Genomic DNA, 17815 nt, shown 5'->3' on the forward strand with positions numbered 1-17815 from the left:
CTCGGCGAACTCCTTAGTCGACCCGCTCGGCGAACCCGAAGTTCGGTTTGACGTCACCGACGACGACCTCGACGGTCTCGCCCTCCGAGGTCCCGGGGACGAAGAGCGTGTATCCGTCGCGTTTGGCGATCCCGTCGCCTTCCTCGCCGACGTCGGCGATCTCGACCGTCAGGCGATCACCCTCCTCGACGGGAGCGTTGAGACGGCCCTTGCCGATGAGATACACCTCCGAGGAGGAGTCTCGGGAGGCCGGCGGTGAGACCGTTCGAACGTACTCGAATTCGTCGCCGATGTCGTCCTTGAGGGCCGCCAGATCCTGTCCCTGAAACACTTTCACGATCAGGTCGCCGCCGGGCGCGAGCAGGTCGAGTGCGACCTCGAACGCCTGGCGCGCGAGATGGACCGATCGGGCGTGATCGAGATTGTACTCCCCAGTCATGTTCGGCGCCATGTCCGAGATCACGACGTTCGCGCCCCGATCGCCGATCGTCTCTCGGAGACGATCCTTCGTCTTCTCGTCGGTCATATCGCCGCGGATCGTCTCGACGGAAGCCGCGTCATCGCGTTCCTCGAGATCGCTGATCCGCTGGAGGTCGACGCCGACGACAGTCCCGCCGACCCCGACGCGCTCGGCGGCGACCTGTAGCCAGCCGCCGGGTGCGGCGCCGAGGTCGACGACGGTATCTCCGTGCTCGAAGAGCGAAGCCGTCTCGTCGAGCTGCTGGAGCTTGTAGGCGGCCCGGCTCCGATAGCCCTCCTGTTTGGACCGGTTATAGTACTCGTCTTTACCTGACATACGTTCCTCGTGGGAGCTCCTGAGACGGTTCCGCCCGGCGGTCGGGGGAAGACGACGTTCGTTGCATACCTATAGAGAGGTGGTCGACGCTGATAGGCGTGACGCACCTCGAACGAAGGATATCTGCGTTCCCGTCGGCAGTGAGAGGGACCACCTCACCGGGGTGTGAGACCGACGGCGTCGCTCCAGCCCACCGGCTACGGGGACCGATCGTCCGATACGGACTCGATCGCGATCACACCCCACAGCCGATCGTCAGTGGATCGGTCGCCGTCCCGGTCACCGTCTTCGCCGCGATCGTCCCCCTGGGGACGCGTCTCCTCGATCTGCCCGATCGCGAACCCGAGATCGGCGTAAAATCCCCGTAGATCACGGTCGAAGGCGACCGTGACCCGGTCGAAATCGCGTTCGGCGGCATGCCGAAGCGTCGCCCGAACAAGGGCCGATCCGATCCCCTTCCCACGTCGGCGTCTGCTGACGGCGACGGCCTCGACGTGAAGCCGCCTCCCCCGAGGAACGAGCACGATCGCCGCGACCACGGTGGCCGTCTTCACCGTATCGACGGCAACCAAGACGTCACCGGCGTCGATCCGCGATCGAACGACTGCGGCGTCGACTTCGAGCAGCGCCCCCTCAAGGATCCGCATCACGTCGACGTACGTATCGGCGCCTGCGGGCCGGATCGCGATCCCGGACGGTGAACCGATCGTGGGCGGATCGATCGGAGGTGGATCGATCGGGGGTGGATCCATGGTGGACGGCGAGTCGACGTCTTCCGTCATCACAAGAACTTCGCGGCTTCCGTGAGGATCATGTCGGTCCCGGGCCTGTCACCGGGATGATCGCCCGTGTATCGCCAGAGTATCTCCGGCTCCGCACGAAGGTCGACGAGGACGACCTCGGGCATCCGCCCGATCAGATCGATCCGGCGACCGATCGGACCGAATCGCCGACGCTGGCCGTATCGGCTCGCGATCTGACCGTCCGGGTCCGCGATGAATGGGTAGGGAACGTCGTAGTCCGCGACCCACTCGGCGGCCCGGTCGCGGGGCTCAGGGAGGATCGAGACGACCTCGACTCCCGCATCCGCGAACGTCTCATAGTTGGCGACGACGGTCTTGACCTGCGTCCGGCAGTTACCACAGAAGTGATCCCGATGGAAGAACAGCGAGGCGAGGTCGGCCTCCGCGTCCGACAGCAGGAATGGATCGGGACCGGCACCCACGTTCGCCCCCTCGAAGTCGATTGCGCCGGGGGCGGAGAGGCCCCCGGAGCCGCCCTTGATCAGCCGGAGCACCGTGACGTACTCGGCGTCCACGTGACAATCCTCTGGGACCGGCGATCCGTCGACGAGTGCGGAGGCCTCCTGGGGGCTGTAGCCCACCGATCGGATCAGGTCGCCGTAGGTATCCCCGGACGAGCACGCGAGCTCGCGGGTTTCCTCGCCGACGATCTCGACGGTGACGTTCATGGAAGCGATTGGAGCCTCGGCGGGTTGAACCGATCGGTTCGGCGGGACGATCGCTCACGCCGGATTACGAACCGGATTACGAACCGGATTACGAACCGGATCATGACTCCGAACGCAGTCGGTCGGCGAGTTCGTTGGCAAGCTCCTCGTCGATCTCGCTCACTTGTTCGACCAGCTCTAACTCGACGTCGCGTTGGACCCGCGTTTCTACCTCGTCCGCAACCTGCTCGTCCACTTCTTCGGCAACCTGCGTTTCCGCCTCGTCCGCGACTCGGGTTTCCACTTCATCAGCGACTTGCGTTTCCACCTCATCTGCGACCTGCTCGTCGACTTCCTCGGCAACCTGAGTTTCGGCCTCGTCCGCGACCTGTTCTTCAAGCACGCGCTCGTAGACGATCATGTTCTCCCAGACGCGAAACATGTATCCGAGGACGAGCCCGCCGGAGAAGGCAGCCACGCGCGCGTCCATGCCGTAAATCATCAGGTAGCTGAATCCGGCGAGGAAGGCGACGCCGTAGACGATGTCGATGTAAAACTGGGTCTGTCGGCCACGCAATCGCATCAGAGGGAGCTACGTGACGGATCGTTCAAACGTTTTCGCCGCGCCGGGAGACGGCGTTGTTTATAACCGATCGGGCGTGATCCCCGATCGAGCCGTGATCGCGAACGATCCGTTGCTCGTCGGCGGTATCGTCATCGCCTGTTTCGTCGCGTACAACGTCGGAGGTTCGACCACCGGTCCGGCGTTCGGGCCTGCCGTCGGCGCGGGCGTGATCGGCAAGCTGGCCGCCAGCGCGTTGATGAGCGGCTGTTTCTTCCTTGGCGCGTGGACGATCGGTCGGCGAGTCGTCGAGACGCTCGGGACGGATCTCCTCCGTGATCCGGGCGTGTTCACACCCGAGGCAAGCATTCTCGTGTTAGCTTTCATCGGCGGCGCACTGTTTCTCGGCAATCTCACCGGCACGCCGGCCTCGACGTCGATGACGGCAGTCGGCTCGATCGCCGGGTTGGGACTGGCTTCTGATCAACTCGAGTGGGCCGTCGTCGGCGAGATCCTGCTCTGGTGGATCGTCTCGCCGGTCGCCGGATTCTGGCTGTCGGTGGTTGTCGGTCGATACTTCTATACGCGTATCGATCACGCGATCGCCATCGAGGGTTCGGCGGGGCCGCTCGTCCGGATCGATCGGCAGGGGCGCCTCCCGAGACCGGCTCCCGGCCCGAACACGACGCGCCGGGAGCTGGCAGGCAGCGCATCCGTCGTCGCGATCGGCTGTCTGATGGCATTCAGCTCGGGGACGAGCAACATCGCCAACGCGATCGCACCTCTGGTCGGCAGCGGAGCGATCGGGATGACCCCCGGGATCCTGATCGGTTCGGCGGCCGTCGCCGTCGGCGCGTTCACGATCGCCCGGCGCACGATGGATACCCTCGGAAACGACATCACCGATCTTCCCTTGACCGCCGCGCTCGTAGTGGCCGTGATCAGCTCGACGATCGTGATCGGCCTGTCGGCGATGGGGATCCCGGCGAGTTTCGTCGTCATCGCGACGATGTCAATCGTCGGGCTCGGGTGGGGGCGCGCGAGCCGGACGTTCACGATCGCCGAAGCGGTCGCCGGCGAGACATCCCCGAACGTCACCATCGGTGCGCTTCGAACGGACGCCGAGTCGCCCACCGTCGGAAATCCCGATCGGGTGAGCGACCGATCCGAGCCCGAAGCGATCGGCGACGCCGACCCCGAGGACGTCCCCGCGGCCGCCGAGTTGTTCGATCCGCACACCTCCATCCGGGTGGTCGTGATGCAGAACCTCGTCCCGATCCTCGCGACGGTCGGGTCGTTTCTCACCTTCAGCGCGCTCGTTGGCGACTGGCTGCCGGCGTGACGGGACGACCGGCGAATTCGAGACCCGAACCGACCCGTCGTCTCGGTTCGTTTATCACCCTGCCGAACGGTCCTCGATCGTATGAGCGACCCAGGCGAGCCGGCGGACTCCGCGGACGGGGACACGAACGCGGATCCGACCGCGGACTCGGAGGTGGACCCGGACGGAACGTCGGATGCGGAGACCGACACGGAGGCCGCGACCGCGGCCGGCCGAGAGATCTGGATCGAGAAGTACCGACCACAGACCCTCTCGGACATCCACGGCCAGGAGGACATCGTTGAGCGACTCGAGAGCTACATCGAGCAGGACGACCTGCCGCATCTGCTCTTCTCCGGGCCTGCCGGAGTCGGGAAGTGTGTCACCGGTGAGACACCGGTGTTGACGAGTGAGGGCATCCACCGTATCGAGGACGTCGTCGGCGACGTGGACGGGTTTTCGTCGCCCCCGAACGATCTCTCGATCGCTACCCTGACCGACCGGAACGATTTCGAGTACGTCCCGCCCTCGGACGTCTTCGCGAAGGAGACCGACGAGCTAGTGCGGATTACGACCCGTGACGGAGGAGCGTTCCGAGTCACCCCCGAACACAAGCTCCGCGTCATCACCGAGGACGGGTTCGAGTGGGTCCAGGCCGCCGACCTATCGGCCACCGATCGAATTGTGCGCCCCCGGTCACTCCCCACACCCCAGTCGACGGCTGAAACGCCCGGTTCGACGACCGATCGAGGTTCGGATCCGATCCCCTCCCTCCGCTGGTTCGAGCAGATGGATCCGGATCGGACGGAAGTGACGATCTCGCGTTCCTCGCTCGGCGACTTCGACCCGCCGGGCGAGAGCGACATCGACGGAGCGACGTCACTCGATACCCCGATTCGACTCTCGAAGCTCCGGGAAAGCGATCTCACGCCCGGCGAGTGGGTACCGGCTGTCGAAGCGATCGAGTGCGTCAACGCCAACGGCTACCGATCGCCAGCGATCACTCCCCCGACAACGGTGACGCCGGAACTCGCCCGTTTCGTCGGGCTCGCTATCAGCGAGGCGAGGATCGATGGAGGGAGTATCGAGTTCTCCAACACCGACGAAACACTGCTGGACGCGTTCGAAACGGCCGCACACGACGTCTTCGATGTCGAAACGAAGCGGGGCGTTCAGGGAGACGTTCCGTTCGTCCGTGTCGGATCTCGAACGCTCACACACTACCTCGAGTCGGTGTTCGACGTGTTCACCAGTGCGTCGGGGGGCGACGCGATCGGTTCCGCGATCGTCTCGTCGGACGACGCCTCACGCGCGGCCTTCCTTCGTGCGGTGTTCGACACCGAATCACACGTGACCACAGGGGGCACCATCGAACTCACCCAACGGAACCCGGACCACATCACGCTCGCCTCATACCTCCTCGCGACGTTCGACATCCCGTGCCGGCGAAAGACGTTCGAAACGTCAGCCACGAACGGGACGGGAATCGAGCGAACCCACCACGCGGTATCCCTCTCGGGAGCCACGGCACTCGAAAGGTTCGCCGACCGAGTCGGGTTTTCGATCGGATACAAGGCTGAGCGGCTTCGAGAGCACGCTTCCAAGAACACCAGTCCGAATCACGACACGATCCCGGCACAGACGGTGTTCCGGGAGCTCTGCGACCGGCTGGACATCCCCGTAACCGACCACCTCCCGAAATCGCTGGATTCGGAGACACCGGGACGGGAACGGTACTGCTCGGCCCTCGATGACGTCGTCTCGGCTGCAGCCGATCGAATCGAAACCGTACAGCGAGCACTCGAACGCCTCGATCGGATCGAGCCGATGCTTGCAGGAACGACGAGCCTCCCGGCGACGTGGGACGAGACACGTAACGCGCTCGAACCGATCGAGATGCAGTCGGCGGGTTCCGAGTCGATCGGCATTCGATCCGATCGCATGGGCGACCCATCCTCGGATCGACCACTCGACAGCGCGACGCTCGACGTGGTCCAGGAGGAGTTGCGAGCCTGTCGTGACCTGATCGGCGTCTCGAACGTCGAGATCGCTGACGGACTCGCGATCGGTCCGTCGGATCTGGCGAACCTGCTCGAGACCGACAAGCACGCGGTTCGAACGGTCACGAGGTTCGAAACCGTCGCCGAACGGCTTCGGGAGGTGGCGCTGAACCGGCTTTCGGTCGAAACGATCGAGTTGATCGACGAGGCAAGGAAGGTCGCGAACGCCGATCTGTATTACGACCGTGTCGAATCGGTGGACCGGATCGAAACCGACGAGCGAGTCTATGATCTGACGGTGCCTGGAACGCGAAACTACGTTGCCGGGGAGATCCCGACAGTGATGCACAACACCACCTCAGCGACGGCGATCGCCCGTGAGATTTACGGTGAGGACTGGCGCGGGAACTTCCTCGAACTCAACGCCTCCGATCAGCGTGGGATCGACGTCGTGCGCGATCGGATAAAGAACTTCGCGCGATCGTCCTTCGGCGGACATGACTACCGGATCATCTTCCTCGACGAGGCCGACTCGCTGACCGACGACGCCCAGTCCGCGCTGCGGCGCACGATGGAGCAGTTCTCCGACAACACGCGATTCATCCTCTCGTGTAACTACTCATCGAAGATCATCGATCCGATCCAGTCGCGGTGTGCCGTCTTCCGCTTTTCGCCGCTGTCGGACGAAGCGATCGCGAGTCAGGTCCGGGAGATCGCCGTCGCCGAAGATATCGAGGTGACGGAGGAGGGGGTCGACGCACTCGTCTACGCAGCGAACGGCGATATGCGTCGCGCGATCAACTCCCTTCAGGCGGCTGCGACGACCGGCGAAGTGGTCGATGAGGAGGCCGTCTACGCGATCACCGCGACTGCCCGTCCGGAGGAGATCGAATCGATGGTCACGGATGCGTTGAACGGTGACTTCTCGAAGGCGCGTGCGACCCTCGATACGCTCCTCACCGAAACCGGAATGGCCGGCGGTGACGTGATCGACCAACTACATCGCTCGGTCTGGGAGTTCGATCTCGACGAGCGCGAGGCCGTCCGTCTAATGGAACGGGTCGGCGAGGCCGACTACCGGATCACCGAAGGCGCAAACGAGCAGGTGCAACTGGAGTCGCTTCTGGCCTCCCTCTCGCTTCCCGCGGACGGCGAAACCGGTGGCGGAAGCACCGATCGGAAGTCGGGAGCCGACGAGGAGGCCTGATCGACGTCCATGCTCACGATCGTCTCCGACACCCACGGTACCGACGACCACCGGCTCACGGGACGAACCCTGACCGCCGTTCAGGAGGCTGATCTGGTGATCCACGCAGGGGACTTCTATCGCGAGCCGGTGTTCGAGGCGTTCTCGGCGGAGAGCGAGACGCTACGAGCAGTCCACGGAAACAACGCCGACGCTGCGCTTCGCGATCGACTCCCGGAGACGCGGACGGTCGAATACGCGGGCATCCGGTTTGCGGTCGTACACACTCGCCGCGGCGGGCGGACGGCGCTCGCGCTGTTCGGTCGCGAACGCGGGGCGGACGTCGTCGTATTCGGCCACACCCACCGTCCGATGGTCGAGGACGCCGATCCGGTGACGCTTTTGAATCCCGGTAGCCACACGCAACCGCGGGGCAACCGGGCGGCTCACGCGGAATTGGAGCCGATCGCGGACGCCGACGGAGATCCGGAAACGGAATCTCGACCGGCAGGAGAACGGGACGGCGATCGGACATCCGGGCTCCGAGGCCGACTCGTGACGCCGGACGGAGACGTGTTCGAGCAGTTTCGGATCGATTCTTCGGGGACCAACAGGAGCGAATGAGAACGGCACGGTCCGTCGCGGAACTGGTGTGAAAACGACGGGGAAATCGACGTGTGGATTGGGAGGCCGATCCGAACACCGAAACGGATCGCGATCACACGACACCGAAACGGATCGCGATCACACGAGGGCGGGGGGAGGGCCGAAGCGGGTGCCGCGGCCGAACGTCATATCGGCGAGAGCATATATCCGCGTATGACACAAAGACGTGTTTGAGTGACCGAAACCCCGCCGGAGCGGGTTAGGGAGAGAGAACGAGCGACTCCGCGCCGAAACGCCTAACACGACGCCGGGAAAAGCCGCGGTGTATGGTCTCGCTGGATCCCGTGTTTATCGGCCTGCTCCTGGCGTTGATCGGGCTCTTTCTGTTCGGGTATCTGCTCGTCCGACGGACACTCGTGAGCCTGCGTGAGGGCTACGAGGACGGCCAAGGATAACATGGCGGTCGAGACGGCACTCACGTTCCTCGTCGCCGGGTTAGCGAGCCTGTTCATGGCCTGGGCGATCGGCGCCGGATCCTCGGGGTCGACCCCCTTTGCTCCCGCGGTCGGCGCGAACGCCATCTCCGTAATGCGTGCGGGACTGATCGTCGGCATCCTCGGGTTCCTTGGAGCGGTTCTCCAAGGAGCGAACGTCACCGAGGCAGTCGGAACCGAGCTGATAGGCGGCGTCACTCTCACCGCCGGCGCCGCGATCGTCGCACTCGTCACGGCGGCAGCGCTGGTGGCGATCGGCGTGTTCACGGGCTATCCGATTGCGACGGCCTTCACCGTCACGGGCGCGGTCGTCGGCGTCGGCCTCGCACTCGGGGGATCACCTGCCTGGGCGAAGTACACCGAGATCGTCACGCTGTGGGTGCTCACTCCGTTCGTCGGCGGCGGCGTCGCTTACGCCGTCGCGCGTGCGCTACAAGGTCCGAAGTTGCCGGAGCGACCGCTGACTGCGTTCCTGGCCGGCGTCGTCGGGGCCATCCTCGCGAACGTCGGGTTCGCGTTTCTTGGTCCGGCGGGCCAGCAGGGATCGATCGCGAGCGAACTCGGGGCTCGTCTCCCGGTGACGGGAACGGTGGGGCCGGTAATCGGTATCGAGTTCGCGTCCGTCCTCGCGACGCTGGCGTGTGCGGCGTTCGTCGCCGTGCTCGTCCACCTCGATCTCGGGCGCGACCGTGAGGGAGGACAGCGGCGATTTTTGCTGGCGCTCGGCGGACTCGTCGCATTCTCGGCTGGTGGCTCACAGGTCGGGTTGGCGATCGGGCCGCTCGTGCCGCTCCTCGGGGAGATGTCGATCCCGCTGTGGGCGGTCCTCGTCGGCGGCGGTGCCGGACTCCTTGCAGGGTCGTGGACGGGCGCACCGCGGATGATTAAGGCGCTCGCACAGGACTACGCGTCGATGGGGCCGCGTCGGTCGATCGCTGCACTCATTCCATCGTTCGCGATCGCCCAGACGGCGGTCGCGTTCGGGATCCCGGTCTCGTTCAACGAGATCATCGTTTCGGCGATCATCGGCGCGGGCTACGCTGCCGGCGAAGCGGGAGTAAGCGGGCGAAAAATGGGCTATACGGTCCTCGCCTGGGTCGGTTCCTTGGCGATCGCATTGGCGCTTGGCTTCAGTACGTATTGGGCAATTGCGTCGATTCCCTGATCGGGACGGCCGATCAGAACCCGATATCCGCGATCATGACCGGACGTCTGCGATCACGACGAATCCGGATCCACGACTTGTTCGGCTTCGACCTCTTCTGACTCCTCTGTATCCACCTCGACCCCGTACTCGTCGGTGAGGGTAACGCGAGCTTTCATAATACGAGTGTTATCGACGCGCTCGATCCGAATATCGATCCCGTCGTAGCTGATCGATTCGCCTTCCTCGACCAGACGTCCCGCACGATTGAACACGAAGCCGGCGAGCGTCTCAAACTCCTCTCCTTCCGGGAGGTTGATGTCGAGCATCTCGTTGACCTCGTCGATGTTCACCGCACCCTGCACCATCGCGACGTTGTCGTCGATGAACTCGACGGGCTGGGGCTCGTCGCCTTCGAGAATGTCGCCGACGATCTCCTCGACCATGTCCTCGAGGGTGATGATCCCCTCGGTGGTCCCGAACTCGTCGATGACGATGACCATCTGGAGGCGGTTGTCCTGCATCTCCTCGAGGAGTTCGTCGGCGTTTTTCGATTCGGGAACGTGCAGCGTCGGGGTCACCACGCGGTCGAGGTCGGGTTCACCCTCGGCGTATCGCAGCTCACGAACGAGATCCCGGACGGTGACGATCCCGACGATGTTGTCGAGGTTCCCCTCGTAGATCGGCACGCGCTCGTGATCCGACTGAACGCAGGTCTCGATGGCCTTCTCGACGCCGGCCGACTTCGAGACGGCCGTAATGTCGAGGCGGGGAGTCATGACCTCCTTTGCGATCGTATTGTTAAATCGGAAGATACGTTCGAGCATCTCGCGTTCCTCCTCCTCGATGACCCCCTCACGCTCGCCGGTCTGGATGATGTTCTGTATCTCCTCGCGGGTGACGTAGGTCGATTCGATCGCCGCCCGACCCCCGGTGATCCGGTTTATCGCTCGGGTGAGATGATCGAAGAGGACGACGAGGGGGAACAACAACCACTCGGAGTATTTCAGCGGGCGGGCGATCCGTAGCGACCACGACTCGGTATTTTCGACGGCGTAGGACTTCGGTGCCGTCTCCGCGAAAAGCAACACCACTGCCGTGATCCCGAAGGTGGTCGCGATGATCGCCTGTCCCTGGGTGAGATAGAAGGCGAACATCGAGGTTGCGATCGCCGAGGTGGCGATGTTGACGATGTTGTTCCCGACGAGGATCGTCACGAGGAGCCGATGCGGGTTCTCCCGGAGCGTCTGGACCGTCGCCGCACCCGGGGCGCCCTCCTCGACGAGTGCGTCGACGCGATGTTTCGGCAGCGAGAACATCGCGATCTCCGAGGAGGAGAAGAACGCGGACAGCCCCAACAGTACGATAATGGCGAGGCTGCCGAGAATCGTCCAAGTCGTCGTACCGATCGATGCCGTCTGGATGAGTCCGACGGCCAACATAGTCGACGATAAGCCCATTCTCACTACACGTGAGAGGGGGAGCGGTTAAACGATTTCGGAGGAACGCCCCGATCGACCGTCACAAATCGGGACGAGCGGCCGAAGCAATACGATGAAAGCGACAGGGGCGTTGGTGTGCCGACACGGTTACACGCGAGGAGGCACAACGGAGCCCCATGGCCGAAGACACCGACATCACCCTGTATCGGCTGCAGGCGTGCCCCTACTGCGAGCGGGTGGTTCGGACGTTGAACGAGTTGGGACTCGAGTACCAGTCACGGTTCGTCGAGCCGATGCACTCCGATCGGAACGTCGTAAAACGCATCTCCGGTGCACGAACGGTTCCGGCGATCGTCGACGAGGAGACCGGCGTGACGATGTCCGAGAGCGCCAATATCGTCGAGTACCTGCGAAACATCTACGGCGAGGAGGGCGTCTGAGATGGTCGAGTTCGACGTCGTCGCCCTCCCGGAGACCGACCACGTCGAGGCGGGCGAAACGGCACCGGACTTCACCCGCCCGCTCGTCAACCAGGAGTTCTGGGAGGACAGAACGCTCTCGAGCCTCCTCGACGACGGACCGATCCTGCTCGTCGCTCATCCGATGGACGGTGCGTTCCAATCGATCTACGTCTACAACGAGATTGCCGACCGTGGCTGGGCCGATCGGCTCGATGTCATCGGGATAAGTATCTCGACGCCCTACGAACACAAGACGCTCCTTGCCGAACGCGGCGTCGACGCCCAGATCTTCTCGGATCCGGCCGGCGAGGTGCTCGCCGAATACGGGATCGAGAACGATCTTGACGGCATGGCCGGGATCGTCGACGCCCGGCCTGCCATGTTCCTGATCGATGAGGATCGCACGGTGCAGTACGCCTGGGTGGGTACCGAGCAGCCGTCCTTCCCGCCGTACGACGAGGTCGATGCAGCGATCGATGACATCCGTGCATGAACGAGCCATGAACGAGCAGCCAAACTCGGGACCGGCGATCACGCCGGAGATCAAGGATGAGATCGAGCGTGCCGCCAAGGCCGTCGCGGCCGGCGAGCTCGTCGTCTATCCGACGGAGACGGTCTATGGACTGGGTGCGAATGCGCTCGATCCCGAGGCCGTCGAGCGTGTCTTCGAGACGAAAGAGCGTGACCGATCGAAACCGCTCTCGTTCGGCGTGGCGAGCGTCGAGGCGGCGCTCGCGCACTCGCAACCGACCGACCTGGAGTCGGCGTGTCTCCGCCGATTTCTCCCGGGGCCGGTCACCGTCATCGTCGACCGAGGCGAGTCGATCCCCGACGTGCTCACGGCCGGCCGCGACCGCGTCGGGATCCGTATTCCCGACCACTCGATCGCCCTCGCGTTGCTCGAGGAGACCGGACCGCTCACCGCGACGAGCGCGAACCGATCCGGGACCGGAAGCGTCCGCCGGGTCGAGGAACTCGATCCCGCGATCCGTGATCAGGTCGCCGTCACGATCGACGGCGGCGAGACGGCCGGTGCCGAGAGCACGGTCGTCGAACCCGAAACGGGGACTATCCACCGCCGTGGCGCGAACGTCGACGCGGTCGAATCGTGGCTCGAGGCCGAACGGTAGGACCGATCGCCACGATCGATCGGTGGAGCCCGACTACAGCCCCAGTCGGGACCGAAGCGAGCGCGTTTTCGTTCCGCATTTCTCGCGGAATTCACAGGGTCGACACCGGTCGTCGTTCACCCGTGGCGGCGGACCGTCGATCCCGCGGGCGGCCCGCAGCGCCCGGCGGTAGGTAGCCACCGTTCGAACCGTAAGCGTCGCCTCCCGAACGATGCCGACGGCGGGGTATTCGACGAGCGCACGAGGGATCTTCCGTTGGCGTTCCCACGCAAGCGCCTTCGCGGCCGCGACGGCGCGAACCGTCTGTGGTTCCCAAATGCCCGTTTCCGGCGGCGTTCCGGGCGAGACGATCGTCGGGATCGGCGGTACGTCGGGAGCGTCCGTATCGTCCACCACTTTGTGTGCGATTCCGTGGCATTTTCGTCCCGTGAGGAGCGTCCGCGTTTCGGTCGGCTCGACGAGTGCCCGCCAGGATATTCCGAAACGGTCCTCCAAATCGCCGTCGTGAAGGCTCCGAAGACGTTCCTGATAGCGGTCAGCCGGACAGTCGATCGGATGGTCGAGGAGATCCCCATTGCTCGCCTCGAGAAGCTCGGAATACCGAAAGGCGAGATCGATCCGCGCCCGTTGGGAGGCGGGAATCGATCGGTCGTCCGCCCGTCGAGCGTAGTAGAGCTGTCGCGGACAGTAGGCTGCTCGGGTCAGATCGCCGAACGAGATCGACCCAGTCGGGATCGTCGCGGATCGGTCGGGATCGGGTGCGGAGGACGAATCCGCGCTCGTCGAGATATCTGATGGGCTAGCATCGGGTGCGTCGGACACGGGCCGTTTGCGTCGTGATCAGGGATAAACGAACGGGCGAGCGCGGACTCCTGACTCGTGAAAAGCGAACGGATCAAAACGAGACGTTCGTCTCGATGTCCTCGGCCGCCTCCTTGAGCCCGTCCTCTTGTGCGTCCGCGGCGAGCGACCCCTCGAGATCCGCATCGGTGAGCAACTCGCGAAACTCGTCGCGAAACCGGTGGTTCGCGCGCGTCGACTCGACGTCCGCTTCGACGATCCGGCGACAGCGTCGGGCCGTCTCGAGGTCGATCTCCAGTTCCGCCGCCAATTCCTCGGTCGGGGTCCCGGCGAGAACGAGCCGTTTCAGCACATCCGGATCCACGGGGAATTCACGGTCGGCGTCGGAGACGAGATGGAGGTCCATTCGCACGCGAAAGACGTCCTCGGCGGAGATGGAACGTTCCGCGTCGAGTTCGCCGTCAGAACTCTCAGGCACTGTCGCGAGATCCTCGGCGATCGTGGCGTCGTCGGTTCCCTCAAAGTGGGCGCGAACGACACGCTCGTAGGCCGCCTCGGGAAGGGACGTCGAAAACGAGTAGCGATCGCGCATCGTCGCGATCAGTTCGGAGAGACGCTTCGAGACGGTCGAGTCATCCCGACCGGTCAGCGAACCCCGATCGGTCTCCTGGTCTTCGGTAACCGTCTCGGAGCCGGTGGCGTCGAGGAAGATGTCCCGAAGTTCGGCCGTCTTCTCGTCCATGGTGCCGATCGAACGGTTCACGGAGGTAAAAACGTGTTCCCGGACGGTCAAATCGGCTGGTCGTCCGGATGGTAGATCGGGCGGCTCGAATCGTCGATCTCGATCGACCATCGGTATTCCTCGGAGAATAGTGGAAGCATATATAACCGACAATATCCGAACGACGGTCGAGACTACAAGATGCCCAAGGTAAGCGTTGACATTCCCGAGGAGCTGTTGGACGATCTCGATCGACACGTCGGTGACGACGGCAAGTTCGTGAACCGAAGCGACGCGATCCGGGCGTCGATCCGCAAGACGCTCGATCTGCTCGATGAGATCGACGACCGACACGGACGGCTGGACGAGAACGGACCATCGAGTGAAGAGGAGGCTGAAGGCAACCCGAAGGACGGAAGCGAGGATGCGTAACCGAGGCCAAGCGTCCACCGGGAATCCGACCAGTCGTCGAGCGATCGGACAGGTGAGCCTGCTCGCGCTGTTCGTGACCGCGCTCGTGACCGCACAGTTGACGGCGGCGAAGATCCTCGCGATCCCGCTTCCGGTTGCGCTCCCGCGGATCGGCCCGGAAATCGCGCTTCCGGGCGCGGCGGTCGCATACGCGCTCACGTTCTTCGCCTCCGACTGCTACGCCGAGTTGTACGGCCGACGCGCGGCGCAGGTGATGGTCAACGTCGCGTTCGTGATGAATTTCCTCGTGTTGGGACTTGTCTGGTCGACGATCGTCGCGCCGGCTCAAAACCCCGAGTTCGCGGCGACCTTCGAGGCGGCACTCGCGCCGGCTACGAACGTCGTCGTGGGGAGTCTGCTTGCGTACCTCGTGAGCCAAAACTGGGACGTGATCGTCTTTCACGCGATCCGCGAACGGACCGGCGGCGCCCACCTCTGGATACGAAACCTCGCGTCCACCACGACGAGTCAGGCCATCGACACCGTGATTTTCGTGGGAATCGCCTTCGTTGCCGCGCCGACGTTCCTTGGGATCGGCGACGCGCTACCGATCGGCGTGGTCGTCTCGTTGATCCTCGGTCAGTACCTGCTCAAGCTCCTGATCGCGATCGTGGACACGCCGTTCGTCTACCTCGTGGTCGGCGCGGTTCGGCGGTAGCGGTGCGGGCGGATCGCGGACGTGATCCCCGATCAAAGCCAACAGTCCCAAGCCGATAGCCGACCAAGCAGACGTATGGCGATGCCACGCCTCGTCTACGACGACGACTGCGGGTTCTGTAAGTGGTGTGTCCGGATCGCGGTCCGCCACGGCACCTTCGAGCCCGTCGGTTTCGAGGAACTCTCGCCCGACCAGCGGGCTCGCCTGCCCGAGGAGTACGAGTCCTGTATGCACCTTCTGACCGACGAGGCGGTCTACTCCTGTGGCGAGGGGCTCGAGCAGGTAATCGCCCGCTTCGGGCCCGGATGGCGGGCGCTCGTGAACGTCGCTCGTCGACTTCCCGGCTGGCCGTGGCTCCGCGAGCGAGGCTATCGGTTCGTGGCCGATCGGCGGTCGATCTGGGGTCGGATCCGGTCGTGTGAAATCGTCGAATGAATCGTCGCGGGCGGCACTGGATCGAAACGGAACCGGCAGGACTCGAAAACGGTGCCGGCAGCAATAAGCCCGTGTGGACGAACCGTTCGGCATGGAGTCGGATCTCGACATCGATCTCCGATCTGACACGGTGACGACGCCCTCAGAGGCGATGCGTGAGGCGGCCGCAAACGCCGACGTCGGCGACGACGTCTACCGCGACGACCCGACGGTGAACGAGCTCGAACGCCGTGCGGCCGAGGCGGTCGGGATGGAGGCCGCCCTCTACGTCCCGTCGGGCACGATGGGCAATCAGATCGCCGTTCGCACACGGACGGACCACGGCGACGAGTTATTGCTCGAACGTGAATCGCACATCTATCGGTGGGAACTCGGCGGCGCTGCGACGCTTTCGGGAGTACAGACCCGACCGGTCGACGCCGGCGATCGGTGCGTGCCGACGCCCGAACAGGTCCACGAGGGGATCACCGAGCGTGATCTCCATCGACCCGGAACCAGCCTGCTCGCCCTCGAGAACACGCACAACTACCGTGGCGGGGCCGCGATTCCGAAAGACCGGATCGACGCGGCAGCCGCGGCTGCCCACGAACACGACGTTCCGGTACACGTCGACGGCGCCCGGATCTTCAACGCCGCGGTCGCACTCGACGTTCCGGCATCCGATCTGCTCGCGAACGTCGACAGCGTGATGTTCTGTCTCTCGAAGGGTCTCGGCGCGCCCGTCGGATCGATGCTTGCCGGATCAACGGCGTTCATCGAGGACGCCCGCCGGGTGCGCAAGCTGTTCGGCGGCGGGATGCGTCAGGCCGGAGTGATCGCGGCACCGGGTCTGTGCGCGCTGGAGAACGTCGATCGCCTGGCCGACGACCACGCCAACGCCGCCCGGTTGGCCGAGGGACTCGACGACATCCCCGGTCTTTCAGCACCCGAACCGGAGACGAACATCGTCGTCGTCAACGTCGAGAGGACCGGAGACACGGCGACGGAGTTCGCGAGGGCCTGCGCGGACGTCGGCGTGGGAGTCGTGGAGTTCGACCAGTACACGGTCCGGTTCACCACGCATCTCGACATCGATCGCGAGGACGTCGAGACGGCGATCGATCGGGTCGCGACGATCGTGTAATCACCGGGTCGCGACGATCGTAGTCCCCGTCTCACTCCTCGCGGTATCGCGGGAGCGACGACGTGACGGACAAGGGCAGATACGAAAACAGGTGTTCCCGGCCCAACAGTCCGGGGGCGGGGCGTCCCGGATCCACCTCACGAAGCGAGCGGGCGAGTACGTAGTTCCACCCGGCGTTCATCCGGAAGTGATCCTGAACGAGCGTCTCCGAAACCACCTCCGAGAGCGTCTCGTAGACCTCGATGCCGCGTCTCCGAGCCGTCTCACAGCCCGGCTCCGGGAAGAACTCCCGGACGAAGAAGGCGTAGGCGTCGGGGGTTTCGAAAAGTCCCGAAACGATCTCCGTGATGGAGACGGTGGGATCGGGACCTGCCGCAAGTCGATCGTCGTCGATATAGTCGGCTATCGGCTCTACGGACGCCTCCTCGGGACCCAGATCACTCTCTCGATCGGCACTCGAGAAGCGTTCGAGACAGCAGTCGGGATAGCCGTGGAGTCGTCCCCGATATCGGTCGAACGCCTCGCGTGTGTCCTCAAGAACCGCCTCGATGTTCGCCTCGATGATCGATTCCGGATCCGGAGCATCGTCCTCCCGGAAGAAGTAGACGCGCGGCCCGTACGTCACCTCCGACGGGGATCGGATCCACTCGGGAACGACGAAACAGGTCTCCGGAAACGCGCGCTTTAGATACTGGGTCTCCGGAAGTCGTTGGAGAAGTTCGCGATATCGTCGCGAGGCATCCCACAGGTTCTCCTCCGTGAACGACGCGATATCGATGTCGACTTCGTCGTATATCTCCCGAGTCCGATCGACCGATCGAAGCCGCCGTTCGAACCGTGACTCGGCGTCGATCGTCTCGATGGCGGTTCGCTGCCCGTCGAGGTACGTCTCGTCGATCTGGACGCTCGCGCCACGCCGCGTTCCATCGAGGACGGAGACGGTATCCAGCGCGAGGAACGTGGGGAGTCCTCCGAGTTCGGTCGTCGCCGTGAGTTCGCTCATGAATCCCATCC

General features: G+C 64.2%; 20 protein-coding genes and 1 pseudogene. 12 read left to right on the plus strand and 9 right to left on the minus strand.

From position 1 onward, the window contains the following. Positions 1-13: 13 nt before the first annotated feature. The 5 genes and pseudogenes from ACERIT_RS00810 to ACERIT_RS00830 form a co-directional block, all read right to left on the minus strand. A complete protein-coding gene (locus tag ACERIT_RS00810) occupies positions 14-796 on the minus strand; it encodes an SAM-dependent methyltransferase (protein ID WP_373672895.1) in 783 nt (260 codons plus the stop codon). A gap of 197 nt (positions 797-993) precedes the next feature. Next, a complete protein-coding gene (locus ACERIT_RS00815; RefSeq protein ID WP_373672896.1) occupies positions 994-1578 on the minus strand; it encodes a GNAT family N-acetyltransferase in 585 nt (194 codons plus the stop codon). Continuing rightward, a complete protein-coding gene (locus ACERIT_RS00820; RefSeq protein ID WP_373673063.1) occupies positions 1578-2084 on the minus strand; it encodes a redoxin domain-containing protein in 507 nt (168 codons plus the stop codon). The genes ACERIT_RS00815 and ACERIT_RS00820 overlap by 1 nt, the downstream gene beginning before the upstream one ends. Further along, positions 2061-2267: pseudogene (locus ACERIT_RS00825) on the minus strand (ubiquitin-like small modifier protein 2); the annotation flags it as partial. The gene ACERIT_RS00820 and the pseudogene ACERIT_RS00825, both read right to left, overlap by 24 nt. Before the next feature lie 100 nt (positions 2268-2367). After that, positions 2368-2829 (minus strand): hypothetical protein, encoded by a 462-nt coding sequence (locus tag ACERIT_RS00830; protein WP_373672897.1) that lies wholly within the window; start codon positions 2827-2829, stop codon positions 2368-2370. 97 nt (positions 2830-2926) lie between these two features. Here ACERIT_RS00830 and ACERIT_RS00835 point away from each other — a divergent pair, with 97 nt between their 5' ends. From ACERIT_RS00835 to ACERIT_RS00855, 5 genes are all read left to right on the plus strand, one after another. Continuing rightward, entirely contained in the window at positions 2927-4150 is a 1224-nt protein-coding gene (locus ACERIT_RS00835; protein WP_373673064.1) for an anion permease, read from the plus strand. A gap of 81 nt (positions 4151-4231) precedes the next feature. Next, positions 4232-7336, plus strand: coding sequence for a replication factor C small subunit (locus ACERIT_RS00840; protein WP_373672898.1), 3105 nt, complete (start codon positions 4232-4234; stop codon positions 7334-7336). A 9-nt stretch (positions 7337-7345) separates the two neighbouring features. Continuing rightward, complete coding sequence (locus ACERIT_RS00845) at positions 7346-7939, plus strand: metallophosphoesterase (RefSeq protein ID WP_373672899.1); 594 nt, start codon at positions 7346-7348, stop codon at positions 7937-7939. Positions 7940-8247: 308 nt separating this feature from the next. Beyond that, positions 8248-8376, plus strand: a complete 129-nt coding sequence (locus ACERIT_RS00850) for a hypothetical protein (RefSeq protein ID WP_373672900.1) — start codon at positions 8248-8250, stop codon at positions 8374-8376. A 1-nt stretch (position 8377) separates the two neighbouring features. After that, positions 8378-9580 carry an anion permease gene (locus ACERIT_RS00855; RefSeq protein WP_373672901.1) on the plus strand — a complete coding sequence of 401 codons (1203 nt, stop codon included), beginning with the start codon at positions 8378-8380 and terminating at the stop codon, positions 9578-9580. Positions 9581-9633: 53 nt separating this feature from the next. Here the strand turns inward: ACERIT_RS00855 and ACERIT_RS00860 are convergent, their stop codons facing one another. Then, positions 9634-11019, minus strand: coding sequence for a hemolysin family protein (locus ACERIT_RS00860; protein ID WP_373672902.1), 1386 nt, complete (start codon positions 11017-11019; stop codon positions 9634-9636). Positions 11020-11177: 158 nt separating this feature from the next. On the opposite strand from ACERIT_RS00860, the gene ACERIT_RS00865 reads away from it, so the two are divergent. Genes ACERIT_RS00865 through ACERIT_RS00875 form a run of 3 tightly spaced genes read left to right on the plus strand, consistent with a single transcriptional unit; the run spans position 11178 to position 12592 of the window. Next, on the plus strand, positions 11178-11441 hold the full coding sequence (locus ACERIT_RS00865) for a glutaredoxin family protein (protein WP_373672903.1): 264 nt from the start codon (positions 11178-11180) through the stop codon (positions 11439-11441). A gap of 1 nt (position 11442) precedes the next feature. Beyond that, positions 11443-11955, plus strand: coding sequence for a redoxin domain-containing protein (locus ACERIT_RS00870; protein ID WP_373672904.1), 513 nt, complete (start codon positions 11443-11445; stop codon positions 11953-11955). A gap of 7 nt (positions 11956-11962) precedes the next feature. Next, positions 11963-12592 carry an L-threonylcarbamoyladenylate synthase gene (locus ACERIT_RS00875; protein WP_373673065.1) on the plus strand — a complete coding sequence of 210 codons (630 nt, stop codon included), beginning with the start codon at positions 11963-11965 and terminating at the stop codon, positions 12590-12592. 33 nt (positions 12593-12625) lie between these two features. Here ACERIT_RS00875 and ACERIT_RS00880 read toward each other — a convergent pair whose 3' ends face one another. After that, complete coding sequence (locus ACERIT_RS00880; protein ID WP_373673066.1) at positions 12626-13312, minus strand: hypothetical protein; 687 nt, start codon at positions 13310-13312, stop codon at positions 12626-12628. 175 nt (positions 13313-13487) lie between these two features. Then, on the minus strand, positions 13488-14135 hold the full coding sequence (locus ACERIT_RS00885; protein ID WP_373672905.1) for a hypothetical protein: 648 nt from the start codon (positions 14133-14135) through the stop codon (positions 13488-13490). Between the two features lie 180 nt (positions 14136-14315). On the opposite strand from ACERIT_RS00885, the gene ACERIT_RS00890 reads away from it, so the two are divergent. The 4 genes from ACERIT_RS00890 to ltaE all read left to right on the plus strand — a co-directional run bounded on the left by ACERIT_RS00890 (position 14316) and on the right by ltaE (position 16801). Then, a complete protein-coding gene (locus ACERIT_RS00890; RefSeq protein ID WP_373672906.1) occupies positions 14316-14546 on the plus strand; it encodes a ribbon-helix-helix domain-containing protein in 231 nt (76 codons plus the stop codon). Then, a complete protein-coding gene (locus ACERIT_RS00895) occupies positions 14539-15243 on the plus strand; it encodes a queuosine precursor transporter (RefSeq protein WP_373672907.1) in 705 nt (234 codons plus the stop codon). The genes ACERIT_RS00890 and ACERIT_RS00895 overlap by 8 nt, the downstream gene beginning before the upstream one ends. A gap of 75 nt (positions 15244-15318) precedes the next feature. Continuing rightward, complete coding sequence (locus tag ACERIT_RS00900; RefSeq protein WP_373672908.1) at positions 15319-15678, plus strand: thiol-disulfide oxidoreductase DCC family protein; 360 nt, start codon at positions 15319-15321, stop codon at positions 15676-15678. 91 nt (positions 15679-15769) lie between these two features. Continuing rightward, positions 15770-16801 carry a low-specificity L-threonine aldolase gene (ltaE, locus tag ACERIT_RS00905; protein WP_373672909.1) on the plus strand — a complete coding sequence of 344 codons (1032 nt, stop codon included), beginning with the start codon at positions 15770-15772 and terminating at the stop codon, positions 16799-16801. Between the two features lie 31 nt (positions 16802-16832). Here ltaE and ACERIT_RS00910 read toward each other — a convergent pair whose 3' ends face one another. Further along, positions 16833-17804 carry a hypothetical protein gene (locus tag ACERIT_RS00910; protein ID WP_373672910.1) on the minus strand — a complete coding sequence of 324 codons (972 nt, stop codon included), beginning with the start codon at positions 17802-17804 and terminating at the stop codon, positions 16833-16835. Positions 17805-17815 lie beyond the last annotated feature (11 nt).

The sequence above is a fragment of the Halopenitus sp. H-Gu1 genome (assembly GCF_041821145.1).
Lineage (GTDB): Archaea > Halobacteriota > Halobacteria > Halobacteriales > Haloferacaceae > Halopenitus.